The organism is Azospirillum sp. UENF 111221 (genome assembly GCF_058780625.1).
On sequence record NZ_JBSNCH010000005.1, the window covers coordinates 108,226 to 132,959 of the forward strand.

Sequence of the window (24,734 nt, forward strand, 5' to 3'; positions counted from 1 at the left end):
ACCAAACACAGCCTGATACGACCGAAGAGTCGGGGGAGCACACGATGTCTACGCCGTCTACGCATGTCGACCTGTCCCACATGGACCGCAACCTCGCGCTGGAGGCCGTCCGCGTGACCGAGGCCGCCGCTCTGTCGGCCTCGCTGCTGATGGGTCGCGGCGACGAGAAGCTGGCCGACCAGGCCGCGGTCGACGCCATGCGCCAGGCGCTCAACACGCTCTACATCGACGGCACCGTCGTGATCGGCGAGGGTGAGCGCGACGAGGCCCCGATGCTGTACATCGGCGAGAAGGTCGGTGCCGGCATCGGCTCCGGCCCGAAGGTCGACATCGCGCTCGACCCGCTGGAAGGCACCACCATCTGCGCCACCGGCGGCCCGAACTCGCTGGCCGTGATCGCCATGGCGGAGGAGGGCGGCTTCCTGAACGCCCCCGACGTCTACATGGACAAGATCGCCGTCGGTGCCGGCCTGCCGGACAATGTCGTCGACCTGGACGAGACCCCGGCCAACAACCTGAAGGCGCTGGCCGCCGCCAAGGGCACCGAGGTGCAGGAGCTGCTGGTCTGCATCCTGAACCGTCCGCGCCACGCCGAGCTGATCGCCCGCGTCCGTGAAGCCGGCGCCCGCATCATGCTGATCAACGACGGCGACGTGTCGGGCGTCATCGCCACCAGCCAGGCCGGCACCGGCGTCGACATGTATGTCGGCTCCGGCGGTGCGCCGGAAGGCGTGCTGGCCGCTGCCGCGCTGCGCTGCATCGGCGGCCAGTTCCAGGGCCGTCTGCTGTTCCGCAACGACGACGAGAAGGCCCGCGCCGCCAAGTGGGGCGTCACCGACCTCGACAAGAAGTACAGCCTGCACGAGCTGGCGCGCGGCAACGTCATGTTCGCCGCCACCGGCGTGACCGACGGCGCCATGCTGAAGGGTGTCCGCCGCGTTCCGGGCGGTGCCTACACCCACTCGGTCATCATGCGCTCCAAGTCGGGCACCGTCCGCTACATCGAGGCGCACCACAACCTGTCGCGCAAGGTCAGCGTGAAGTAAGGTTTTTGCCGCCGGTCCCTTGCGGGGCCGGATGCTGTGGGAAAGGGCGCGCGGGATTGTCTCCCGCGCGCCCTTCTCTTTGCCGCCTTCCGAAAGGACGGTTACGGCTTGTTGCTGGCGGTCGTCTGCGCCGCGGCCGGATAGACGCCCAGTGTGTTCCACAGAGCCGAGCAGTTGCCGGCCTGATCCATGCCGGAGATCGGCGTCGTCTTCGCAGACGTCCGGCTGTTGAAGAGGTTCAAGACGCCGGTGGGGGTATAGGCGGTCAGTCCGGCCGGGGCCGCCGGGTTCTTGGCGAAGCTTGCCCAGGTCGAGGTCATCGTGCCGGCCAGCGCGGCGTCCGCCTGGGGCGGGTTGGCGAACAGGATGCCCAGCGTGCTGAACACGTAGGGCAGCTCGTTGGCATGGCAGACATTGCCGTTGCTCGGCGCGCAGGCCGCGACCGGCTGGCCCGACGCCGTCTTGTAGAGGTCGAAGATCGGCTGCTGACTGAACAGGTAGCCATAGATCGGCGAGGTGCCCTTGGTGTTGGCGATCTGGCCATAGGCCTGTCCGGCCATCCACAGGTTCGCGCAGTGGAAGGCGAAGTCGTCTATCAGCAGATCGGTCGTCTGCGCCGTTCCGTTGGTGATCTTGTCCAGGCCGTAATAGGTCGGCGGGTTGGCGGCCGGCGCCACATAGGGCTTCTGGCCGGCACTGTTCTGGTAAGCGGCGATTGCGGTCCGCGCGGTGGTGTCCGGGATCGCCTTGGCCAGGATCTTGTTGTATTCCGCCGGCAGATAGGGGCCGGGGATTGCGGCGGCGATCATCGCGGCGAAGACGGCGCCTTCATCGGCATTGACGCCGAACAGGAAGGGCTTCTGCGGCATGCCGGTGGCGAAGCCGGCGATCGGCTGGGCGACGACGTCCTTGCCGTCGACGGTCGGCGCCCAGGGCAGGGAGTCGGCCAGCGCCCCGGCCGCCGGAACGGGGCCTCCGCCGCCGTTGCCGTTGCCGATTCCCAGATTGAGGAAGTCGGCCTGCGCCTTCTGGATGGTGTCGGGCGACAGGCTCTGCAACCATTCCATGTTGCCCGGACAGCTCAGCAGATGGAGCGTCTTGGTGCACAGCCAGCGGATGAAGTTGGTGCCCTGGCTCTGGGTGTCGGCCAGGGTGCGATACAGCGATCCGATGGGGTTGCTTTCCATGATCGCCGCCTGGAACAGCGGGGCGCTGGCCGGAGAGGCGAAGAGATGCAGCCCGGTGGACATCGCGCCGGCGCTCTCTCCGAACAGCGTGACCTGCGTCGGATCGCCGCCGAAGCGGGCGATGTTGGACTGGACCCAGAGCAGGGCGTTGCGCTGGTCGTCGAGACCGAAATTGCCGTTGATGTCGACGGTCGGCGCATCCTTCTTGCCGGTCGCCGGCACTTGTGCGGCCATGAAGCCCAGCGCACCCAGCCGGTAGTTCAGCGTGACCACGATGACGCCGTTCTGCGCCAGTGCCGATCCGTTGTAGACCGGCGCGCCGCCCGAGCCGGCGATGAAGGCGCCGCCATGGATGAAGACCATCACCGGCAGCTTGGCCGCCGGGTTGTTCAGCGAGGCCGTGGGCGCCCAGACATTCAGATACAGGCAGTCCTCGCCGGTCGCCGGCGGCTGGGCGTCCCAGGCCGGCAGCTTCTGGATGCATTGATTCTGCACGTTCACCGCCTGCATGGCGGGCGCGGGCGGCCAGCTTGCCGGCGCGCTGGGCATCCAGCGGTTCGGCGGCACCGGCTGGTTCGCCACATAGGGAATGCCGAGATAGGAGGCGATACCCCCCGTCCCCTGGCTGCCGCAGAGTGCCGCGGTCGATTTCGCATTGTCGGCCCAGACCGTCGTCGGGTCGGACGAGGTGCAGGCGGGGGCGGCCGGCGGTTGGGGGTTCGGCGTTGCCGGCTTGGGGGAAGCCGCCCAGGCCGACCCCGTGACCGATGCGGCAAGGAGGGGAAGGGCAAGCATGCCGGCGAAAAATGCACTCAAAGGTTTCTTATTGCGGACCATCTGCATTGAGCTAATCCTCTAAAGTAGAAATAATGACGCTATACTATCGGTAATTTCGGATGATTTCTATCCGATGGGAGGATTGCGGGAACATTTTCCCGCAGTTTGTCCATGAATTGCCGGATCGCGGCGCGGCGAAGCCTGCGGTCCGCAGGAAATTCCGGCCCATCGAATCCGTGCAGGTCTGCCGCCGCAGGACCGCAGAGGGTTGTCCGTTGATTTCGCGGGTGCGAAAGGCAAAATAGGACCATGTAATCAGCGCCAAGCGCAGGAGATCAACATGGCCTACTCTTCGATGCAGTCTTCGTCCGGTGAATTGTTTGCGACCGGAACAAAAGAAATCACCCTCTTCCAGCGTGTCGTTCATTGGGTCCACGAACGGATTGAACTTCACCGCGCGGAAAGTGAGCTGAACCACATGTCCGACTCCGAACTGTCCGACATCGGACTGACCCGCGGCGAAATCCACATGGCCGTCCGCCGCAGCATCTGAGTCGGCGTCCGGCACGGTCTCGCGTACCGGAAAAAGCGGATATCGAAAGGTTTGCCCACAGCGTCCGGCGCGAGGCGGCCAATCGAGTCCCGAATGCGGAAAGCCCCGGACAATGCCGGGGCTTTCGCATATGAACCTCCATTAACCTTTTCTTCATGGACCCTGCCCATGCGACGCATATGCCTGGGAAGGGTTGCGCGCTGCAGCATTATTATGGTTAATGCATTTTAACATTACCCCCGGTTCTGTTCTAAAATGGAAACGGGGCGCCTTCGGGAACCCCAATCCTCCGTGAGAGCCGTGGTCGAAGCATGAGTCTCATTCATCGCCTTCAGTCGCTGGAAGCGGAGCGCGATGCCGCCCGGGAGGAAGCCGAGCGCGCCAATCTCGCCAAGTCGAAGTTCCTCGCTGCCGCCAGCCACGACCTCCGTCAGCCGCTCCAGGCTTTGTTCTTCCTGTCCGCAGCCCTTGCCCGCCATGTCGGCGACCACAGCGGCCGCGATCTGCTGTCCCGGCTCGACCAGGGGCTCGACACCATGAAGGGCCTGCTGGACGGGCTGCTGGAGGTGTCGCGCCTGGAAGCGGGGGTGGTGACGCCGGTCCTCGACACCTTCGACGTCGGCGAGCTGACCGACGCGCTCGACGCCGCCTATGGCGAGCAGGCGACCGCCAAGGGGCTGGTCTGGCGGGTGGAGAGCTGCGAGGCGGTGCTGCGCAGCGACCGCGGGCTGCTGATGCAGCTGTTGCGCAATCTGGTCGACAATGCGCTGCGCTACACCGATGCCGGGGCGATCCGCATCCGCTGCCGCATCGATGCCGGGCCGGACGGCGACCGGCTGGCCATCGAGGTTCAGGACACCGGCATCGGCATCCCGCCCGAACATCTCGACCGCATCTTCGAGGAATTCCATCAGGTCGGCAATCCGGAGCGCGACCGGCTGCGCGGGCTCGGGCTCGGGCTCGCCATCGTGCGGCGGCTGTCGCAGCTGCTCGACCATCCGGTCGAGGTGCGGTCGGTGCACGGGCAGGGATCGGCCTTCCGCGTCCTGGTGCCGCTGGCGCCGGCCCGCTTTCTCGCCGGCCGGGCAGGGGGGCCGGAGCGGCCGCCGTCCATCGACCGCCCGCGCCTTGCCGTGCTGGTCGATGACGACGCGGTTGTGCTGCTGGGCTTGCAGACGGTGCTGACCGAATGGGGGTTCCGCGTCGTCGCCGCCGACAGCGCCGACCGGGCGATGGACCGGCTGGAGTCGCTGGGACGGGTGCCGGACATCGTCATCGCCGATTACCGACTGCGCGAGGGGCGGGTCGGCACCGAGGTGATCCGCCGGGTGCGCGCCCGCTACGGTGCGGAGGTTCCCGCCCTGATCCTGACCGGGGAGACCGGCGCCGACACGCTGGCCGACGCCTCGGCCCATGGCGTGGCGATCCTGCACAAGCCGGTGACCCCGCGCCAGCTCCAGGCCGAGGTCGACCGCCAGCTGCGGATCAAGCGCGTGAACGGCATCGCGCAGGCGGCGCAGTAGCTCCGCTCAAGCAGCGCCTTAAATAGCAGCCCCTTAAATCAGCGCACCCTGCCGCGCATCGGCCTCCGCCTTGTCGGCAGGGGCGACATCGCCGTGCTCATGCCCGCCCAGCGCGGTGCGGCCGGCCTCGGTCAGGCGGCAGACCAGCCAGTCCGGCTTCAGCGGATTGTCGAACCAGCGCTCCGCCCATCCCGACTTCAGGCAGGCGTCCACCGTCGGCTTCTTCACGCGCTGCCCGCGCTCGTCGAACAGCGGCAGCTTGCCGCCCGGCTGGTCCAGACCGCGGCGCAGCCATGCCCCCTGAACATCGGACGGGGTGCTGCGGGACGGGGAACGGCGGGGCTTTGCCATGGGACGGGCTGCTCTTGCGGATACGGGAACGGACAGGAAAATCGCCGGCCCCGGCGGGGGCTGTGGCAAAGTGCGGGCATCCTACGCCAAAGCGCGGGGCAGGTGCATCGAAAAGGAGGGAGCCTTCCCCATGCCGGGAACCCGGCCTGTCCCGGCCTGTCCCGGCTGGCTGCGGGCGGGGACGGACCGAGGCGCCGCAATACAGGAATATCCAAACAGAGCCTTGACGCCGATCAAAGGCAGGGGTTGCAGTTGGCGATAGGAAGGGCGCGGGCCCGACCGCCGCTCGAATGGCGCTCCTCATCCCGGCCCGTTCAACAAGGACATCGAGATCATGGACGATTGCTCCGCACACGGCCCCATTCCCCTGTCGCTGGACGAGGCGGTCGCCCGCGTCGCACGGGGCTATGGCGCGGTGACCGGGACGGAGGAGGTGCCGCTGCGCCGGGCGCTCGGCCGCGTTCTGGCGGAAGAGGTGGTGGCGCCGGTCAACGTGCCGCCGGCCGACGTCTCGGCCATGGACGGCTGGGCCTTTCCCGCCGAGGCGGGGGAGGGCTTCCGGCGGCTGGACGTCGTCGGGCGGGTTCCGGCGGGATCGACCTTCGACGGCACGGTCGCGGCAGGGCAGGCGGTGCGCATCTTCACCGGCGCGCCGGTCCCGGCCGGGGTCGACACCGTGGCGATGCAGGAGGATTGCCGGACCGACGGCGACGCCGTGCTGGTCCCGGCATCGCTGAAGCGCGGCTCCAACATCCGGCTGGCGGGGGAGGACATGACCGCCGGTGCGGTGGTTCTGCAAACCGGCCAGCGCCTGCGCGCGCAGGAGGTCGGGCTCGCCGCCGCGGTCGGCCGCTCCACCCTGACGGTGCGCAAGCGGCTGACCGTCGTGCTGTTCTCCACCGGCGACGAGCTGCGCGAGCCGGGGACGCCCAAGCCGGACCACGCCATCTATGACGCCAACCGCTACACGCTGGCCGCCCAGCTCGACGCGCTGGGGGTGGAGGTGCGCGACCTCGGCATCCTGCCCGACCGGCCGGACGCCACCCGCGCCGCACTGGCCGAGGCCGCCGGCACCGCCGACCTGATCGTCACCAGCGGCGGCGTGTCGGTCGGCGAGGAGGACCATGTCAAGGCGGCGGTCAATGCGCTGGGCTCCATCGACCTGTGGACGCTGGCGATCAAGCCGGGCAAGCCGCTGGCGCTCGGCCGGGTGGGCGACACGCCCTTCCTGGGGCTGCCCGGCAATCCGGTGTCGGCGATGGTGACCTTCCTGCTGGTCGGCCGCCCGCTGGTCCTGCGCCTGTCGGGGGCCAGCGGCATCGCCACGCCGCGCAGCCTGGTGGTCGCCGACTTCACCTTCACCAAGAAGCCCGGCCGCCGCGAGTTCCTGCGCGCCCGGCTGGAGCGCGGCGCGGACGGCCGCCCGGTCGCGGTGAAGTTCCCCAGCAACAGCTCCGGCGTGCTGACCTCGATGGTCGAAGCCGACGGGCTGGTCGACATGCCGGCCGAGGCCACGGCGGTGCGGCCCGGCGATCTTGTCGATTTCCTGCCCTTCACCGGCCTGTTCGCGTGACGCTGGAGCAGCTGCGCATCTTCGCCACGGTGGCGGAGATGCTGCACTTCACCCGTGCCGCCGAGGTTCTGCACCTGTCGCAGCCGGCGGTCAGCGCCGCCATCGCCGCGCTGGAGGCCGAGCATGGCCTGCGCCTGTTCGACCGCATCGGCCGCCGGGTGGAGCTGACCGCCGCCGGCGACCTGCTGCACGCCCAGGCCCGCGCCATCCTGGCGAAGGTGGAGGAGGCCGGCACGATGCTGGCCGAGCTGTCCGGCCTGTCGCGCGGGGCGCTGCGGCTGGCGGCGAGCCAGACGGTCGGCAACCATTGGCTGGCGCCGCGGCTGCTGCGCTTCGCCGCGGCCTATCCCGGCATCCGGGTCGATCTGTCCATCGGCAACACCGAACAGGTGGCCGAGGCGGTGCGCGACGGCCGCGCCGAGCTTGGCATCGCCGAGGGGGCCGTGAGCGATTCGGCGCTGGTCAGCGAACCGATCGAAGGCGACCGGCTGCGGCTGGTGGTCGGCGCCGGCCATCCCTGGGCCGGGCTGGGCCGGGTCGGGCGCGAGGAGATGGCGGCCGGGCGCTGGATCCAGCGCGAACCCGGATCCGGCACCCGCGCGCTGTTCGAGGCGGCGATGCGCGGGGTGGGGCTGGCGCCCGACGCGCTCGACGTGGCGATGACGCTGCCCGGCGGCGGGGTGATCCGGGCGGCGCTGCTGGCCGGCGTCGGGGCCAGCGTGCTGTCCGACCTGATCGTCGCCGAGGATCTGGCGGCGGGGCGGATCGTGGCGCTGGATGGGCTGGACCTGCCGGCCCGGCCCTTCCACCTGCTGCGGCACCGCGACCGTTACCGCAGCATCGCCGAGCGGGCGTTCGTGCGCAGCGCGCTGGACGCCGGACAGGCCCCGGCGTCCAATTGACGGTCGTGCCTCAGGCCATCCGCAGGGCGCGGGTCCCGTAACCGGCCAGCTCGACGGCAGCGAATGCCAGCATCGAAACACCCACCATCGGGAAGAACAGGCCGCCTGCAAGCGCGATGACGATCAGCCCCTTCGGCACGGGCCGGCCCGCCGGCAGGCGCGGCGCGCCCAGGCTGCCGGCCGGGCGGCGCTTCCACCACATCACGATGCCCGACATCGTCAGCCCCACCATCGCCACCAGGGCCGCGAGCAGCACCAGCTGGTTCGCCAGCCCGAATGCCTGGCCCATATGGATGCCGACCCCCCATTCCGCCAGCCGGCCGAACAGGCCCAAATCCTTCAGCTGCATGTCGAACAGCACCGTGCCGCTGTACTGGTCGAGATGAACGACCCGTTCCCGGCTGACGTCGTCGGGATAGACGGAGGCGGTGAAGACGCCGTCCGGCTTGCCTGGGATGGCGATGGCATAGCCCGGCGCCATGCCCAGCGCCTCGACCGTCCGCACCACGTCGTCCAGCTTGGCGGGCACCCCGGCCGCCGACGTGGACAGCGGCGCCGGCTGGTTCTCGACGATCCAGGGGGCACGGTCGATTGTGTCCTTCAGCGGGACGGTGGAGACCGGGTACTTGTCCCAATAGCCGTCCGGCATGCCCATGCCGACCGCATAGGCGGCGGCGTAGAACTGCTTGCCCCAATAGCCCGACCAGGGCAGTCCGGTCATCGCCAGGAAGACGATGAAGACGCTGACGAAGAGTCCGGTGACGGCATGCAGGTCGCGCCAGAACACGCGCTTGCCCGGCCCTCCGCGCACCGTGACGACACCACCCCTTTGGCCGCCCCTCTGCTGACCGCGCGGCCACCAGAGATAGAGGCCGGAGGCGGTCATCAGCACCATCCAGCCGGCCACCCCCTCGACGACGCGCTCCGCGAACCAGCCGGCATATTGCAGGCTGTGCAGCTTGCGCACGACATACATGGTCGGCGATCCGGCGAAGCCGCCGTCCCACAGGCTGCCCAGCACCCGGCCGTCATAGGGATCGACATAGACGACGTCCTTCAGCCCGTCGGATCCCAGGATCTTCACTTCGGCGGGGCGGTCGGGTGCCGCAGGGGCGCCATAGCCCTTGAGCGTGCCGGGATGGGCTTCCAGCGCCCTGGCGACCAGGGCGGACGGAGCCAGCCGCTCGGTAGCCTGCGGTGTCACGAGGCGCAGCTCGCGGTGCAGCCCGTCGTTGATCTCGTCCTTGAACAGATAGAGGGCGCCGGTCACGCAGAGCAGGATGACGAAGGGGGCGCAGATCAGCCCGGCGAAGAAATGCCAGCGCCACAGCGCACGGTAAAGGGCAGAGCCGATGGCTCCGCCTTGCAGAGTTTGCGTCATGATCGGTCCAGTCGGTCGTCGCGATGCGGGTTCGCCCGGCAGGCGGGCGGCTCAATGCGTCGGATGACGGCCGGATGGCGGGGCTTGCGACTGGAAGGGCTTGAGCGGCTTCGGGCGGTGCGGCTGTTCGGGCTCCGGCACCTCCGCCGGCAGCAGCGGAATCGCCGGCAGGACCAGCATCTGCAACGCCGGCAGCAGGACGAGAAACTGTCCGAGCCAGTTGCAGGGCAGGTGGAGCGGCGGCAGGTCCGGCTTCTCGCTCTGCCCGCCGTCCGGCAGCGGCAGCCCGTCATGGTCCGCCGGCAGATAGACCAGTTCGCTTCCGGTGCAGATCGCGACATAGCCGTCGCGGTCGGCGGCCCCGGCATAGGGTGCGGCAAGGCGAACGAACAGGCTGAGGCTCAGCGCGAGTGCAAGCGCCAGCCCCCACCGTTCCTGCAGCCTGCGGCAATAAACCAGCATCGGTTTCCGTTCGCCAGAGAGCCCGAAAGCCGTCGATCGTTATCCGATCCGCGGCCAGCGGACAAGTGCCGGTGGAAGCACCGCTCTCGACAAGCGTGGTGGTACCCATACAGCCTAACGGTACATCGGCGGTTCGCCATATCGCCACGACCGGGTTATCGGCGCTATAACCGGGCGATCCCGCTTCCGGTTGTAAGGCGACATGATGGCACGGCTGTTGACGCTGCTTTGGGTTCTGGTGGTGATGGCATTTGCGGCCGGTCCGGTCCGTGCCGACTATACGCCGCCCGGCGCCCTCTCCGACGCTTCCGCCTATGCCAACGGGCTGCTGCTGAAATCGCCGCCGCAACCGAAACCGCAGGTGATCGCCGATTTGCTGAAGCAGGCGCGCGCCGCCCGCGACCGCAAGGACATGGCCGGCGCCATCCAGGCCTATGAGAAGACGATCACCCAGGGCGGCGGCTCCCCGTCGGTCTGGCTGGAGCTGAGCGCCGTCTGGCAGGCCGCCACCCCGCCCAACCGGGACCGCGCGCTGCAAAGCGCCGTGATGGCCGGCCAGTTCAACCCGAAGGACGAGGAGCGGGTCGCCATCCTCTGGCGCATCGCCACCCTGATGGACGAGGCCTTCGGCAAGCCGGACGAGGCGGTCAAGGCGCTGAGGTCGATCCAGGAGATCGCGCCGAAGATGGAGGCCGCGACCCTCGACACCCAGGCGCCGAAGCTGGAGGAACGCATCGTCGCACTCCGCCGCAAGGCCGGGCTGGCGCTGACCGGCGTCACCGTCAATGCGGAGGGCAGCAGCCCGCGTGTCTCGCTTCCAGTTCAGCGACCGGCTGAGCGGCAAGCAGGGCGTGCGCTTCGACGACTATGTCCGGGTGGAGCCGGCGACCAAGACCGCCATCGAGACGCGCGACAACAGCCTGTGCCTGCGCGGCGTCACCCATGGTTCCGGCTACACCGTCACCCTGCGCCAGGGTCTGCCCGGCGAGGACGGGGTGAACCTGAAAGCCGACGAGACCCAGCGCGTGCGCGTGCCCGACCGGCCGTCGATGGCGGCCTTCCGCGGCTCCGCCTACATCCTGCCGCGCAAGGGGGCCGACGGCATCCCGGTGGTCAGCGTCAACACCGACCGGCTCGACGTGTCGGTCTACCGCATCGCCGACCGGGCGCTGGTGTCCAACAAGTATGAAGGCAACATCTTCAACGAGCTGACCAGCTACTCCGCCGACCGGCTCGCCCAGGAGAATGGCGAGCTGGTGTGGTCCGGCTCGCTGGAGGTGAAGGGGGAGCGCAACCGCGACACCACCGCGGCGATCCCGTTCCGGCAGGCGGTGGGCGACGATCCCAAGGCCGGCCTCTATGTCGTCACCGCCCGCCCGCATGACGTGGAGGAGTCCGACCGCTGGGAGGCGCTGGCGACCCAGTGGGTGCTGCTGTCCGACATCGGCCTGACCAGCTTCCGCGGCGCCGATGGGCTGACCGTCTTCGCCCGCTCCTTCGGCACGGCCAAGCCGCTGCCGGGGGTCGATGTGGCGCTGGTCGCCCGCAACAACACCGAACTGGCCCGTGTCAAGACTGACGAGTTCGGCCGCGCCCGCTTCGCCCCCGGCCTGTTGAAGACCGGCGGCAACGCACCCGAGATGGCGATGGCCTATCTCGGCACCGATTTCGCCATGCAGGATCTGACCGGCGCCGCCTTCGACCTCAGCGACCGCGGGGTCGGCGGGCGTCCGGCGCCGGGACCGATGGACGCCTTCGTCTATGCCGACCGTGGCGTCTACCGCCAGGGCGAGACGGTGAACCTGTCGATCCTGCTGCGCGACGACAAGACCGAGGCGGTCGACAACTTCCCGCTGACGGTGAAGGTCCTGCGGCCCAGCGGCACCGAATATTACAGCGGCGCCCTGAAGGGCCAGGAGGCCGGCGGCTTCTTCCTGCCGCTGACCCTGACCCGCACCGCACCGCTCGGCGGCTGGGAGGTGCAGGTCTACAGCGACCCGAAGGGCGAGCCGATCGGCCGCGGCTCCTTCCAGGTCGAGGATTTCGTGCCGATCAAGCTGGCGCTCGACGTGACCGCCAGCGCGCCGATCCTGGTTCCGGGCCAGCCCTTCGAGGTGACGGCGCAGGGCCGCTTCCTCTACGGCCCGCCGGCCGCCGGGCTGGAGGGCACCGCCGAGGTGGCGCTGAAGACCGACCCGATGCCCTATCCGGCCTTCAAGGACTATCGTTTCGGCCGGGTGCAGGACAACCCGACCGAGCGGCTCGACCCGCTGGAATTCCCGACCACCGACGAGCAGGGCGTGTCGCACATCGCCGTGACCCTGCCGGAGGTGCCTGACACCAGCAAGCCGCTGCGCGCCGACATCCGCGTCACCCTGTCCGAGCCGGGCGGGCGCCCGGTCCACAAGTCGGTCAGCGTGCCGGTGTGGCCCAAGACCCATGCGCTGGGCCTGCGCCCGCGCTTCTCCGACGGGCGCGTCGGCGAGGGCGGCGATGCCGCCTTCGATCTGGTCGCCGTGGCGCCGGACGGCAGCGCCGTCGCCAAGCCCGGCATCAAGTGGGAGCTGGTCGAGGAACGGGTGTCCTTCGTCTGGTTCCGCCGCGACGGCCGTTACAGCTACAACGCCACGGTGCGCGACATCCCGCTGGCCTCGGGCAGCGTCGATGTCGCCGCCGACAAGCCGGCGGTGGTGGCGCTTGGCAAGCGCGACTTCGGCCGCTACCGGCTGGAGGTGACGGACAAGGCGGCGGGCGTGGCCAGCTCCTACCGCTTCTATTCCGGCTGGGCCAGCGGCGACGAGACCGCCGACATCCCGGACAAGCTGGAGGTCTCCACCGACAAGCAGTCCTACAAGCCGGGCGAGACCGCCCGCATCCGGGTGGCGCCGCCCTTCGCCGGCGAACTGCTGGTGACGGTGGCGACCGACCGCATCTTCGACGTGCGCACCATCTCGGTTCCGGCCGAAGGCGCGACGGTGGAGATCCCGGTCGATGCCGCCTGGGGTCCGGGCGCCTATGTGACCGCCACCGCCTACCGCCCGCCGGTCAAGGGCCGCGAACGTCAGCCGGTGCGCGCCATGGGTGTGGCCTGGGTCGGCGTCGATCCGTCGGTGCGCACCATGACCGTCACGCTCGACGCGCCGCAGGTGATGCGCCCGCGCAGCCGGCTGGAGGTCGGGGTGAAGGTCGCCGCCGCCGATGGCGGGAAGATCGAGGACACCTATGTCACGCTGGCCGCGGTGGACGAGGGCATCCTGCGCCTGACCGACTTCGCCAGCCCGCAGCCGGAGAAGCATTATTTCGGCAAGCGGCGGCTGGGGCTGGACATCCGCGACGATTACGGCCGGCTGATCGACCCGCTCGACGGTCCCTATGGCGCCATGCGCCAGGGCGGTGATTCGAGCGGCGCCGGACTGCCGGTGGTGCCCTTCACCGTGGTCTCGCTGTTCCACGGGCCGGTCAAGGTCGGCGCCGACGGCACCGCCCGCATCGGCTTCGACGTGCCGGACTTCAACGGCGAACTCCGGCTGATGGCGGTGGCCTACAGCCGCGGCCGTGTCGGCTCCGCCGCCGGGCCGGTGACGGTGCGCGATCCGCTGGTCGCCGACGCCATCCTGCCGCGCTTCCTCGCCCCCGGCGACGACAGCCGCGTTACCTTGTCGCTGCACAATGTCGAGGCGGCTGCTGGCACCTATGAGGTCGCCGTCACCGCCCAGGACGCGGTGGCGGTGGAGGGCGGCAATCTGTCGGTTCCGCTGGCGAAGGGCGAGCGCAAGACGCTGATCGTGCCGCTGAAGGGTGTGGCCGCCGGCATCGGCCATGTCGCCGTGGCGGTGAAGGGGCCGGAGAATTTGTCGCTGAACCACGACTACGGCATCACCGTCCGCCCGGCGCGGTCGGTGGAGACCCAGTTCGTCACCCGCCAGATCGCTCCGGGCGAAAGCGTCCGCTTCGACGGGGCCGAGCTTGCGACCTACCTGCCGGGAACCACCAGCTGGTCGGCCAGCTTCACCACCGCACCGCCCTTCGACGTCGCCGGCATCCTGCGGGCGCTCGACCGCTACCCGTTCGGCTGCCTGGAGCAGACGGTCAGCCGCGCCCTGCCGCTGCTGGTGGTGCGCGACGTCGAACTGGCGCTGGGCAAGGACCGCAAGCCCGACGACGGGCTGGAGGCGCGGGTCCAGCAGGCGATCTCCCGCACGCTGGACAAGCAGCGCTTCGACGGCGCCTTCGGCCTGTGGGGGGCGAATGACGAGGCCGACGGCTGGCTGACCGCCTATGCCGCCGAGTTCCTCGTCCGCGCCAAGCAGAAGGGCGAGGCGGTTCCCGACAAGCCCTTGACCGACGCCCTGAACTGGCTGCGCCAGCGCGCCATCGCCAGCGCGTCGGAGCCGGGGGATCTGGCGGTGCGCGCCTATGCCCTGCACACGCTGGCGCTGGCCGGCGTCTCGCTGCCGGGCCCGGCGCGCTACCTGCACGACACAGCACTGGAGAAGCTGCCGACGCCGCTCGCCAAGGGGCAGCTCGGTGCGGCGCTCGCCCGCATGGGCGACCAGGAGCGGGCGGCCAGCGCCTTCGACAGCGCGGTCGGCCATCTGGCACGTGAGGAATGGCACGTCGATTACGGCTCGACCGTGCGCGACTCCGCGGCCCTGGTGGCGCTGATGACCGAGGTCAACATGGCCGGCACCCGCATCCCGGCGCTGATCGACCGCCTGCCGGCGTCGGCCACCGCCGCCAACCGCACCAACACGCAGGAAAAGGCGTGGTCGGTGCTGGCTGCCGACGCGCTGCTGCGCGGCGCGCCGGCCAAGGCGGAGATGACGCTGGGCGGTGCGAAGAAGGACGGCGCGCGGGTCGATCTGACCCCGACGCTGGCCCAGCTGAAGGCCGGCATCCCGGTCGCCAACGCCGGCAAGGCGGCGGTCTGGCAGGCGGTGTCGCTGTCTGGTGTGCCGGTGGCGCCGCAGCCGGCGGCGCGCGAGGGGCTGCGCATCAAGCGCAACTTCTTCACCCGCAAGGGCGAGGTGCTGAACCTCGACACCATCAAGCAAAACGACGTGTTCGTCGTCGTGCTGGAGGGCGAGGCCAACACCAAGCTGTTCCACCAGGGCATGGTGACCCATGCGCTGCCCGCCGGCTGGGAGATCGAGAACGCCAAGCTGGGCGGCGGCACGCCGGAGGAGATGGCGTGGCTGGGCGACCTCAGCTACACCCGCACGACCGAGGCGCGCGACGACCGCTATGTCGCCGCGGTGGATTTGACGGAGGACCAGCAGACCTTCAAGCTGGCCTTCATCGTCCGCGCCATCACCCCCGGCACCTACGAGCTGCCGGGTGCGACGGTGGAGGACATGTACAAGCCGCGCTTCTTCGCCCGCCAGACCACCGGGCGGATCACCGTCCGTCCGGCGGAGTGACGATTGGCGCCGGGTTGGGTGCGTAATGTCTGGGTAAGGCGGGCGGGGGTGGCGGTGGCCGCCCTTGCCGCCCTGATGGGGACGGCGCTGCTGCTCGACCGGCTGTTCCCGCCGCCGCTCGACCGGCTGGCCGACCTGTCGGTGACTGTCACCGACCGCAAGGGCCAGCCGCTCCGCGTCTTCACCAACGCGGCCGGCGCGTGGCGGCTGCCGGCGACGGTGGACGATGTCTCGCCGCTGTTCGTCGAGCTGCTGCTGGCCTACGAGGACCGGCGCTTTGAAAACCATGCCGGCGTCGATCCGCTGGCGGTGCTGCGCGCGGCGGGACAGAATCTGGGGGCGGGGCGGGTGGTCTCCGGCGCCTCCACCATCACCATGCAGGTCGCCCGCCTGCTGGAGCCGCGGCCACGGACCTTCAGCGCCAAGCTGATCGAGGCGGCGCGGGCGGCCCAGCTGGAATGGCGCTACGGCAAGCGCGACATCCTCGGCATGTATCTGACGCTCGCCCCCTATGGCGGCAACATCGAAGGCATCCGCGCCGCCTCTCTGATGCTGTTGGGCAAGGCGCCGATTGAACTGGACGCGGCGGAGGCGGCGCTGCTGGTCTCGCTGCCGCAATCGCCCTCCCACCTGCGCCCCGACCGCTATCCGGAGCGGGCGCGGGCGGCGCGCGACAAGGTGCTGGACCGGGTGGCGGAAGCGGGCGCGCTGCCGCCCAAAGCGGTGGCGGAGGCCAAGACCCTGCCGGTGCCCTCGGCCCGGCTGCCGCTGCCGGCATCATCCCCGCATCTGGCCGACCGGTTGCGCAGCGCCAATCCCGGACGGGCGCAGATCGCCACCACCATCGACGGCACCCTGCAACAGGCGGTCGAGGCGCTGGGCCGGAAGACGGCGGAAACGCTGAACCCGCAGGCCGGGCTGGCGGTGCTGGTGGTCGACAACCGCGACCGCTCGGTGCTGGCCTATCTCGGCAGCCCCAACGCGCTGGACGAGACACGGCAGGGCCCCATCGACATGGTGCGGGCGGTGCGCTCGCCCGGATCGGCGCTGAAGCCCTTCATCTATGGGCTGGGCTTCGACGACGGCATCATCCACCCGCTGACCCAGATCGCCGACGTCTCCACCCGCTTCGGCGACTGGGCGCCGCGCAATTTCGACCGCAGCTTCACCGGCGACCTGACGGTGATGGAGGCGCTGCAACGCTCGCTGAACGTCCCGGCGGTGCTGGTGCTCGACCGCGTCGGGCCGCTGCGCTTCGCCGAGGCGTTGCGCAAGGCCGGTGCCCGGCTGGTGCTGCCGGGCGGCACAACGCTGCCGGGGCTGCCGGTGGCGCTGGGCGGGGCGTCGATCAGCCTGTGGGACATGACCATGCTTTACAGCGGGCTGGCGCGCGACGGGCTGGTGGCGCCGCTGCGCGCCAGGCTGGACGAGCCCGGCGGGGCGGAGCAGCGGCTGCTGTCGGCCACCGCGGCGCAGCAGGTCCGTGCCATCCTGGAAGGCTCGCCGCCGCCGCCGGGGGTGGTGCAGGCGCAGGAGCTGCGCGGCAGCGGGCCGGTGGCGCTGAAGACCGGTACCAGCTACGGCTTCCGCGACGCCTGGGCCTTCGGCGTCACCGGGCGCTATACGGTCGGCGTGTGGGTCGGGCGGCCGGACGGCACGCCCAGCCCCGACCATTACGGCCGCAACACCGCCGCTCCGCTGCTGTTCGAGGTCTTCGACCGGCTGCCGGCCGAGCGCGGCCGTCCCGCCGGCCCGGTCAGGAACGAGGCGCCGCCGGAGCTGCTGCGCCACCTGCGGCCGGGCGAGGTCGAACTGGCCGGGCCGCGCCAGACCGACCGGCTGCGCCTGACCTTCCCGGTCAGCGACATGGTGCTGGAGGCACTGGGCCCTGATGGCAAGGGGGAGCCGATGACCCTGACCGCCACCGGCGGGCGTCGCCCGCTATCCTGGCTGATCGACGGGCGGCGCATCGCCCAGTCACCGATTGCCCGCGACGTGGTTTGGCGTCCGGACGGGCCGGGGGTGGTGCGGGTCACCGTGCTGGACGCCGACGGCCGCAGCGACAGCGCGACCGTCGAGATTCGCTGAAACCGCTGGAGTGTGATCGGTTCAAGCGGGATCGCTTGAAGCGTGAATCACACGAAGAACCAAAAGCTTAGAGACTGTCTGGTGCTTCAATGAGCACCAGACAGTCTCTAAGACGCGCGGCGCAGTCCGAAGGGGGCGTCGTCGCGCCCGCTCCACACCCGCGTGCGGACGCGCATCTGCTTCTGGCAATCCGCCGAGCAATAGAGCGGTGCCGGCCCCCGCGTGGACGGACGGACGAAGGGACGGCCGCAGCAGGCGCAATGCAGCGGACGGGTCGCGGTGTGCAGAAGGGTGGCCGAACGGGCGGGGGCGGACATCTCGGGAGTGTTTTCTTGGTTTCGGGTGACGGCCAATATAGGGGCAGTGTGTTGCAGTTCCATGCTCGGGAAAACGCCTAGGACGGAATGGGTAGACGCCCTGTCCGGCGGTCGGAGGCGGTTGACCGGCTCCCACCGAGGGCCTATTTGGAAAGGCTGACAACAAGCGGGAGCGGTGCGGTGCCGATGCGCGTCGCCGACTGGATGCGGAGGCTGAGCGGGGTCGCGGGGGCGCTGGTCCTCGTGATGCTCGGCCTGCTGCTGTGGTCGGGCAATGCCGCCGCTGCCTGTCCGCATGATGCGCCGGCCGCCATGGCGGTGCACGGCGTGCCGCACGCGGCCGCCATGGATGGAATGGACCATGGCCGCCCCGCGCCGGGCCGGACGCATCACGCGACCCAGCCTTGCTGCGCCGGCATGGCCTGTGCCCCCATGGTCGTCGGTTTGCCAAGCGCCGGTCTGACGACCCCGGTCGGCTCCACCGGGCTGCGCTTGCGGTGGACGACCGGACTGTTGCGTGAAGGGCTTGGGGTGCGGCCCGACCTGCCGCCGCCGCGGCTGGGATGATGCCGGCGCGCCGCTGGGCTTCCGCGGCGCCTTTCCTTATCCCCTTTTCATCCGAATCTTCGGAGTCCGTCATGACTCTCGCGCTTTCGCGCCGCCGTCTGCTGTCGACGGCGGTCGCCGGCGGCTGTGCCGCCCTGCTTCCCGCCTTTCCGCGTTCCGTCTTTGCCGCCAGTCCGGTGGAGGATGCCGTCCGGCTGACCGTCGACCGCCGCACGCTCGACGTGAACGGCAAGGCGGCCGGCGTGTTCGGCATCCGCCAGCCCGACGGCACCCATGGGCTGACCCTCGATCCCGGCCGGCGCTTCGTCGTCGATCTCGCCAACCGGGCGGGCGAGGACTCGATCATCCACTGGCACGGCCAGACGCCGCCCTATGTCCAGGACGGTGTCGTCGACAACAACCGTCCGGCGATCCGCGACGGCGAGTCGGTCCGCTACGACTTCGCGCCCCGCACCGGCACCCATTGGATGCACTCCCATCACGGGATGCAGGAACAGCTGCTGATGGCGGCCCCGCTGGTGGTCCGCAGCGCAGAGGATGTGCGCACCGACGAGCAGGAGGTGACACTCCTACTGCACGACTTCACCTTCCGCGACCCGGCGGAACTGCTGGCCTCCCTGGGTGCGCCGGCCGGCGGAACGGCCCATGGCGGGCACGGCCAGATGGATCACGGTGCCATGAGCACTGGCGCCATGAATCACGGCGTGATGAACCATGGCTCAATGGATCACGGACAGGCGGGACATGGTTCGGCGCATGGCTCTGGGCATGGCATGAGCGGCATGTCCGGCGGCATGGCGATGGACCTGAACGACGTCGAGTACGACGCCTACCTCGCGAACGATCGCACGCTCGCCGACCCCGAACTGGTCCGGGTGGAACGGGGCGGACGGGTGCGGCTGCGCATCATCAACGGCGCCACCTCGACCGCCTTCCATCTCGACCTCGGGCGGCTGACCGGGCAGGTGATCGCCGCCGACGGCAACCCGGTGCAGCCGGTTGCCGGCAGCCGCTTCGCCATGAGCATGGGCCAGCGGCTGGACATCCGCCTCACCGTGCCGGCCGAGGGCGGCGCCTTCCCGATCCTGGCTCTGCGCGAAGGGGCGGTGCAGCGCACCGGCATCATCCTTGCCACCCCCGGCGCTGCGGTGGAGAAAATCGCGACGACCGGGGAGACGCAGACCGATCCGCTCGACCTGTCGCTGGAACGGCAACTGATCGCCATCATGCCGCTGGCGGCGCGTACAGCCGACCTGACGCGGCGGATGCAGTTGACCGGCTCGATGGCGCCCTATGTCTGGAGCCTGGACGGTCTGACCTTCGGGGCGCACCGGCCTTTGACGGTCCGCCAGGGCCAGCGGGTGGAGCTGACCTTCGAGAATGCGTCGATGATGGCGCATCCCATGCACCTGCACGGCCATCATTTCCAGGTGGTGGCCATCGACGGCCGGCCGGTGGCGGGGGCGGTGCGCGACACCGTCCTGGTGCCGATGATGGGCAGCGTCACCGTCGCCTTCGACGCCGACAACCCCGGCCGCTGGCCGCTGCATTGCCACAACCTGCTGCACATGGCGACGGGGATGATGACGGAGGTGGTCTACGAGGGGGTGGGGTGAGGACGCTCCCAGTCCCTCAGTAATGCGGCGGCGGCCGGTCGTCCTGCGGGGAGGCGATGGCGTATTCCGCCGCCTCCACCCGGTCGCGCATGCGCCTCATCTGGGCGGTCAGGCGGTCGATGGTCTGGCCCTGGGCGAAGATGACCTCCGACATCTCCTCCGCCATGCGCTCGTGATGCGCGAGGCGGCTTTCCAGATCGGCGAGGCGTTGTTCGAGGGCAGGATCCATAGGGCACCGATGACAGGAAGGAAAATCGGGGAACGGGCCGCAAGATGGACCATTCCCCGCTCCGGGTCGAGGTGCCTTTCCGCTCACGCCATGGCGGTGGTGCCGGCCAGCCAGCCGGACAGGCCGGTCAGCACCAGCACGGTCAGGCTGGCCAGCCGCAGGGTCAGCGGCGCCATCGCCAGCCCGCCCATCAGCTTGTCGTTGCGCAGCAGCACCAGCATCGGGATCAGGATGAAGGGCAGGGTCAGGGCCAGCACCACCTGACTCAGCACCAGCAAGCCATCCACCGCCCCGTCCCCGGCGCTGCCCAGCACCGCCAATGCCGGGATCAGCGAGGCGCCGCGGGTGATCAGCGCACGGGTGACCGGGCGCAGTCGCAGGTTCAGGAAGCCCTCCGTCACCATCTGCCCGGCCATGGTGCCGGTGGTGGTGGAGCTTTGGCCGGCGGCCAGCAGGGCGATGGCGAAGACCAGGGCGGCGACGCCGCCGATGCTGCTGCCCAGCAGGGCGTGGGCGTCCTCGATGCCGGGGGAGGCGCCGGCAGCCGCCCCCTGGAAGGCCACGGCGGCGACGGCCAGGATGGCGCCGTTGACCAGACCGGCCAGCGCCAGAGCGGTCGACAAGTCGATGGTCAGCCAGCGCGCGGCCTGCCGCCGCTCCTCCTCCGTCTTGACCTCGGCCAACCGGGCCTGCACCAGACCGGAATGCAGGAACAGATTGTGCGGCATGACGGTGGCGCCGATGATGCCCAGCGACAGGTACAGCATCTCGGGATTGCGAGCCAATTCGACGCTTGGCACCAGACCGGCCAGCAGGGCGCCGGGGTCGGGGCGGGCAATCGCCAACTCCCAGGCGAAGCAGACGACGACCACGCTCATCAGCGCGCCGACCACCAGTTCGGGCGCACGGCCGCGGGCGCCGGGCAGGGCCAGGATGCCGAAGGTCAGCACGGCGGAGATCACCACCCCGGCCATGATCGGGATGCCGAACAGCAGCTTCAGCGCGATGGCGCTGCCCAGCAGCTCGGCCAGATCGGTGGCGATCATCGCCAGCTCCGAGACCGCCCAGACCAGCATCGCCACCGGCCGCGGGAAACGCTGGCGGATCAGCCGGGCCAGATCGGTGCCGGTCGCCAGCGTCAGCCGGACGATCAGCCCCTGCAGGAAGATGCCGGCCAGACTGGCGATCAGCACCGCCGACAGCAGGGCGAAGCCGAAGCTGGAGCCCGCCGCGATGTCCGTCGCCCAGTTGCCGGGATCCATGTAGCCGACCGCCACCACGAAGCCGGGGCCGAGCATGGTCCAGAACCGGCGTCCCACCGCAGGGGAGCGGGTGGGGACGGTGTCGGCGATGGTGGGGGATGCGGTCTTCACGCCGGTTGCTCCTGAACGGGACGGCCGGAGGGCTTGGCCGCCGATGCAACAGTGGCAGGGTCTTTCGATAGCGTCCAATCGACGTTTTCTAACGTGGCGATAGGCGCTTGCTATCGATGTGGTGACCGAGCCAAGTCTGGTCCAGTTCAGAACAGCAGGGCGTCCCCTTCGTTCGCAGTGCAGCAGTGCCATGAGGGCGAATTTCGCCGGGAACCAATCCTCCTCACTCAATCCCCCGTTGTCAGCGGCGGCGCGGACCGAAGCGCTTGCGCGGGGCGCCGCGGAAGCCGGCGGCCGGCGGCGGCTCGCGGCGGCGGGCACGGGACGCCAGCGCTTCGGACAGGCGCTGGCCGATGGCGTCGCGGGCGCTGCGCACCCGGTCGCGGTCGGGCAGGGCGTCCGGGAACTTGCGCGACGCCCAGAAATAAAGGTCGCAGGCGCGCGACGCCGCCTCCAGCACATCGGCGGCCAGCCCGTCGAGCCGCGCCGGGATCAGTCGGCCGAGCGGCAGCCTTTCTCCGGCCTCCACCGCGTCGAGGATCGCGGCGAACACCTTGGCATCCTCCGCATCTTCCAGGTCGGCGGGGGCGAGCAGCAGGTCGAGCTTGGCGGTGAGCGCCAGCCGGCGGGCATCCAGCATGGGTGCTGCCCGGCGCAGCGCCGACAGGTCGGCCAGCCGGAAGGGGGAGCCGGATGTCGCGGCGCTGCCGAAGCACTCCACCAGCAGCCGGGTCTCGTCGCTGTCGATGTGGCTGGCGAGACGGGCCAACATGGCGCGGGTCGGGCGGACGGGCAGGGGAGCGTCGGCGCGCAGGCGGCGGTCGGGCGCCTCCAGCAGGCGTTTCAGCGTGGCGGGGGTGCCGCGGGCGATGACGCCGAAATGCCCCTCCTCGAACTGGCCGAAGCGGCCGGCGCGGCCGGCGATCTGCTTCACCTCGGTGGCACTCAGCGGGCGGACGCCGCTGCCGTCGAACTTCTCCAGGGCGGTGAACAACACCCGGCGGCAGGGCAGGTTCAGCCCCATGCCGATGGCGTCGGTCGCCACCACCACATCCGCCTCGCCGGACAGGAAACGGGCCGCCTCGCGCCGCCGCACCGCCGGGGCCAGCGCGCCGTAGATGGCGGCGACCGACAGCCCCTGGGCCAGCAGCGTGTCGCGGACGCTGTGCACCTCGCGGCGGGAGAAGGCGATCAGCGCGTCGCCGCGCTCCACCTCCGCCCACTCCAGCCGGCGGTCGAGCATCGACAGCGGGGTCTTGCGCTCAAGCTCCACCACCTCCAGCGGTTCGCCGAGATGGGCGGCGGCGCGCTCCACCAGCGGCCGGACCTCCGGCGCGCCGAGGATGTAGACGGTCTCCGCCGGCACGCCCATCAGGGCGGCGGTCCAGGCCCAGCCGCGCGCCGGGTCGGCCAGCATCTGGATCTCGTCGATCACCGCGACCTCGACGGGGCGGTCGGGGTCCATCACCTCGATGGTGGAGGCGGTGTGGCGGGCGCCGGGGGTGCGGATTTCCTCCTCGCCGGTGATCAGCGTTGTTGGGGTGCCTTCGCCGTTCAGCCGCTCCATCACCTCCAGCGCCAGCAGGCGCAGCGGCGCCAGATAGACGCCGTCGCGCGCTTCGCGCAGCGCGGTGATGGCACGGTGGGTCTTGCCCGAGTTGGTCGGGCCGATCACCAGCACCAGACGGCGGTTCATGCCGCGCGCCACCGGGAACAGCCGTTCGAAGCGCGAGAAGTCGAAATGGCGGTCGACATAGAGCCGGCCGCGCCCCTCCGCCCGCTCGCGGCGCCACTGGTCGTATTCGCGGTCCCAGCGGTCGAGCAGCTCGTCGGCGTCGCTGCGGTTGCGGGCGGCCTTGCCCAGCCGGTCGGCGAGGCTGGCGAAGCCCCACTCCGGGTCGTCACCGGCCCGCTCGGCCAGATCGCGCAGCCGGGTGGCGACCCGCGACAGGGTGTCGTCCAGTGCTGCGCGCAGGGCCGGGTCATGGTCCAGCCGGGCCGACAGCTCCCCATCGGACAGGTCCGACAGCTCCAGCGCGTCGAAGGTCCGGGAAACCTGCAAGCGGATCGCCGGGGACAGGCCGGGCCAGGGCAGCTCGTCGCTGCGCACGGCGCGGACGCGGGTGCGGTCCTCGCAGGACAGCAGGGTGGTGTGGCCGCCGGCCAGCGCCCGGCGGCCCTGGGCAAGCAGCGCGTCGCGGCGGTGGGCGCGGTCGATGCGTCCGGCGATCTCCAGCAGGATGGCCGCGCGCCGCTCCGCCGGCACCAGCAGGTCGCGCTTGCCCTTCGGCAGCGGCAGGCCGAGCGCCACCAGCCCGCGCGCCTCGGCGTCGGTCATCCGCAGCAGGCCGGCCGCCCCCAGCGTCGTCACCTCCGGATGGGCGACGGCGAGGTCATGGACCAGATGCGGGTCGGCGGTGGCTGTGGCGGCCGGCGTGCCGATGTCGTCGCTCATATCGTCTGTCATGGCACCTGTCCGGACGCGATGTGGTGCAGCACGATGCCGCTGGTGGTCGCCACGTTGAGGGAATCGAAGTCGCCGGCCATCGGGATGCGCACGCTGCGGGCGCGGGCCAGCAGGGCGGGCGGCAGGCCCGGCCCTTCAGAGCCGAACAGCAGGGCGGCACGGCGCGGCGGCGTCAGGGCGGCCAGCGTCTCGGCACCGGCGGGGCTGAGCGCCACCGCCTCGAAGCCGAAGCGGTCGAGCAGGGCGAGCGGATCCTCGTCCGCGGCGAGCTTGGCCGTCGGCACCAGCAGGGTCGCCCCCACCGAAACGCGGATCGCCTTGCGGTAGAGCGGGTCGCAGCAGCCGGGATCGAGGGTCACCGCATCGGCGCCGAAAGCGGCGGCGTTGCGGAAGATGCCGCCCATATTGTCGTGGTTGCCGATGCCGAACAGCATGACGACACGGGAAACCGGCCCGCAGGCACCCAGCAGGTCGGCGACGCTCGGGACACCGGTCTTTTCCCCCACCGCCAGGATGCCGCGATGCAGGGGGAAGCCGGCGATGCGGTCCAGCACGGGCTGGGTGGCGGTATAGACCGGCGTTTCGGGCGAAAGGGCCGCCAGCATCGGCTCCAGCGCCTCCAGCCGCTTCTCGGCGATCAGCAGCGAGCGGGCCCGGTAGCGGGTGGATTGCACGAGGCTGCGCACCACCACCGCCCCTTCGGCGATGAACAGCCCGTCACGGCCGACGAGATCGCGCTCCCGCACGTCGCGGTAAGGCTCGATGCGCGGGTCTTCGGGGTCGGTGATCGGGATGACCTGATAGTGCGGGGTGGGCAAGGGGCGGCTCGGCGTCTGGGGTGTCCGCCTACTTAGTGCATGTGGCGGCGGGTTTCCAATGCCGTTCCCTGCCTGCCTCCATGG

At 70.3% G+C, this 24,734-nt stretch carries 19 protein-coding genes; 9 read left to right on the forward strand and 10 right to left on the reverse strand.

The annotated features are described in order from the left end of the window. Nucleotides 1–44: 44 nt before the first annotated feature. Nucleotides 45–1,046 carry a class II fructose-bisphosphatase gene (gene glpX / locus ACWPN3_RS14875; protein WP_174471837.1) on the forward strand — a complete coding sequence of 334 codons (1,002 nt, stop codon included), beginning with the start codon at nt 45–47 and terminating at the stop codon, nt 1,044–1,046. Nucleotides 1,047–1,147: 101 nt separating this feature from the next. Here glpX and ACWPN3_RS14880 read toward each other — a convergent pair whose 3' ends face one another. Further along, on the reverse strand, nt 1,148–3,028 hold the full coding sequence (locus ACWPN3_RS14880; protein ID WP_492240321.1) for a carboxylesterase family protein: 1,881 nt from the start codon (nt 3,026–3,028) through the stop codon (nt 1,148–1,150). 85 nt (nt 3,029–3,113) lie between these two features. Continuing rightward, nucleotides 3,114–3,578: a hypothetical protein gene (locus ACWPN3_RS14885; RefSeq protein WP_492240322.1), complete on the reverse strand. Its 465-nt coding sequence runs from the start codon at nt 3,576–3,578 to the stop codon at nt 3,114–3,116. A 296-nt stretch (nt 3,579–3,874) separates the two neighbouring features. On the opposite strand from ACWPN3_RS14885, the gene ACWPN3_RS14890 reads away from it, so the two are divergent. After that, nucleotides 3,875–5,086 (forward strand): ATP-binding response regulator, encoded by a 1,212-nt coding sequence (locus ACWPN3_RS14890; protein WP_109452024.1) that lies wholly within the window; start codon nt 3,875–3,877, stop codon nt 5,084–5,086. A gap of 33 nt (nt 5,087–5,119) precedes the next feature. Here ACWPN3_RS14890 and ACWPN3_RS14895 read toward each other — a convergent pair whose 3' ends face one another. Next, nucleotides 5,120–5,437, reverse strand: a complete 318-nt coding sequence (locus ACWPN3_RS14895) for a hypothetical protein (protein WP_492240323.1) — start codon at nt 5,435–5,437, stop codon at nt 5,120–5,122. Between the two features lie 334 nt (nt 5,438–5,771). Here ACWPN3_RS14895 and ACWPN3_RS14900 point away from each other — a divergent pair, with 334 nt between their 5' ends. Together ACWPN3_RS14900 and ACWPN3_RS14905 are read left to right on the forward strand one after the other, a co-directional pair. Beyond that, nucleotides 5,772–7,010 (forward strand): molybdopterin molybdotransferase MoeA, encoded by a 1,239-nt coding sequence (locus ACWPN3_RS14900; RefSeq protein ID WP_492240324.1) that lies wholly within the window; start codon nt 5,772–5,774, stop codon nt 7,008–7,010. After that, nucleotides 7,007–7,912: a LysR family transcriptional regulator gene (locus tag ACWPN3_RS14905; protein ID WP_492240325.1), complete on the forward strand. Its 906-nt coding sequence runs from the start codon at nt 7,007–7,009 to the stop codon at nt 7,910–7,912. Before ACWPN3_RS14900 ends, ACWPN3_RS14905 begins: the two co-directional genes overlap by 4 nt. A gap of 10 nt (nt 7,913–7,922) precedes the next feature. Here the strand turns inward: ACWPN3_RS14905 and ACWPN3_RS14910 are convergent, their stop codons facing one another. Further along, entirely contained in the window at nt 7,923–9,293 is a 1,371-nt protein-coding gene (locus ACWPN3_RS14910) for a PepSY-associated TM helix domain-containing protein (RefSeq protein ID WP_492240326.1), read from the reverse strand. Nucleotides 9,294–9,344: 51 nt separating this feature from the next. After that, a complete protein-coding gene (locus ACWPN3_RS14915; protein WP_492240327.1) occupies nt 9,345–9,755 on the reverse strand; it encodes a hypothetical protein in 411 nt (136 codons plus the stop codon). A 202-nt stretch (nt 9,756–9,957) separates the two neighbouring features. Here ACWPN3_RS14915 and ACWPN3_RS14920 point away from each other — a divergent pair, with 202 nt between their 5' ends. From ACWPN3_RS14920 to pbpC, 3 genes are read left to right on the forward strand one after another with little or no spacing between them, the layout of a single operon-like run. Continuing rightward, nucleotides 9,958–10,944, forward strand: a complete 987-nt coding sequence (locus tag ACWPN3_RS14920) for a tetratricopeptide repeat protein (protein ID WP_492261540.1) — start codon at nt 9,958–9,960, stop codon at nt 10,942–10,944. Then, on the forward strand, nt 10,865–15,175 hold the full coding sequence (locus ACWPN3_RS14925) for an alpha-2-macroglobulin family protein (protein WP_492261878.1): 4,311 nt from the start codon (nt 10,865–10,867) through the stop codon (nt 15,173–15,175). Before ACWPN3_RS14920 ends, ACWPN3_RS14925 begins: the two co-directional genes overlap by 80 nt. Nucleotides 15,176–15,223: 48 nt before the next feature. Further along, on the forward strand, nt 15,224–17,263 hold the full coding sequence (pbpC, locus tag ACWPN3_RS14930) for a penicillin-binding protein 1C (RefSeq protein ID WP_492261541.1): 2,040 nt from the start codon (nt 15,224–15,226) through the stop codon (nt 17,261–17,263). Between the two features lie 107 nt (nt 17,264–17,370). On the opposite strand, the gene ACWPN3_RS14935 is transcribed toward pbpC, so the two are convergent. Beyond that, nucleotides 17,371–17,580 (reverse strand): hypothetical protein, encoded by a 210-nt coding sequence (locus ACWPN3_RS14935; protein ID WP_109452014.1) that lies wholly within the window; start codon nt 17,578–17,580, stop codon nt 17,371–17,373. Nucleotides 17,581–17,766: 186 nt separating this feature from the next. Between ACWPN3_RS14935 and ACWPN3_RS14940 the strand changes: the two genes are divergently transcribed. After that, entirely contained in the window at nt 17,767–18,147 is a 381-nt protein-coding gene (locus tag ACWPN3_RS14940; protein WP_492240331.1) for a hypothetical protein, read from the forward strand. A gap of 71 nt (nt 18,148–18,218) precedes the next feature. Next, complete coding sequence (locus ACWPN3_RS14945; RefSeq protein ID WP_492240332.1) at nt 18,219–19,763, forward strand: multicopper oxidase family protein; 1,545 nt, start codon at nt 18,219–18,221, stop codon at nt 19,761–19,763. A 16-nt stretch (nt 19,764–19,779) separates the two neighbouring features. Here the strand turns inward: ACWPN3_RS14945 and ACWPN3_RS14950 are convergent, their stop codons facing one another. The 4 genes from ACWPN3_RS14950 to ACWPN3_RS14965 form a co-directional block, all read right to left on the reverse strand. Further along, nucleotides 19,780–19,992, reverse strand: coding sequence for a SlyX family protein (locus ACWPN3_RS14950; protein WP_109452008.1), 213 nt, complete (start codon nt 19,990–19,992; stop codon nt 19,780–19,782). An 83-nt stretch (nt 19,993–20,075) separates the two neighbouring features. Beyond that, nucleotides 20,076–21,365 carry an Nramp family divalent metal transporter gene (locus ACWPN3_RS14955; protein ID WP_492240333.1) on the reverse strand — a complete coding sequence of 430 codons (1,290 nt, stop codon included), beginning with the start codon at nt 21,363–21,365 and terminating at the stop codon, nt 20,076–20,078. A 241-nt stretch (nt 21,366–21,606) separates the two neighbouring features. Beyond that, entirely contained in the window at nt 21,607–23,832 is a 2,226-nt protein-coding gene (locus ACWPN3_RS14960) for a helicase-related protein (RefSeq protein ID WP_492240334.1), read from the reverse strand. Beyond that, nucleotides 23,829–24,650, reverse strand: coding sequence for a TrmH family RNA methyltransferase (locus ACWPN3_RS14965; protein ID WP_492240335.1), 822 nt, complete (start codon nt 24,648–24,650; stop codon nt 23,829–23,831). Before ACWPN3_RS14965 ends, ACWPN3_RS14960 begins: the two co-directional genes overlap by 4 nt. Nucleotides 24,651–24,734 lie beyond the last annotated feature (84 nt).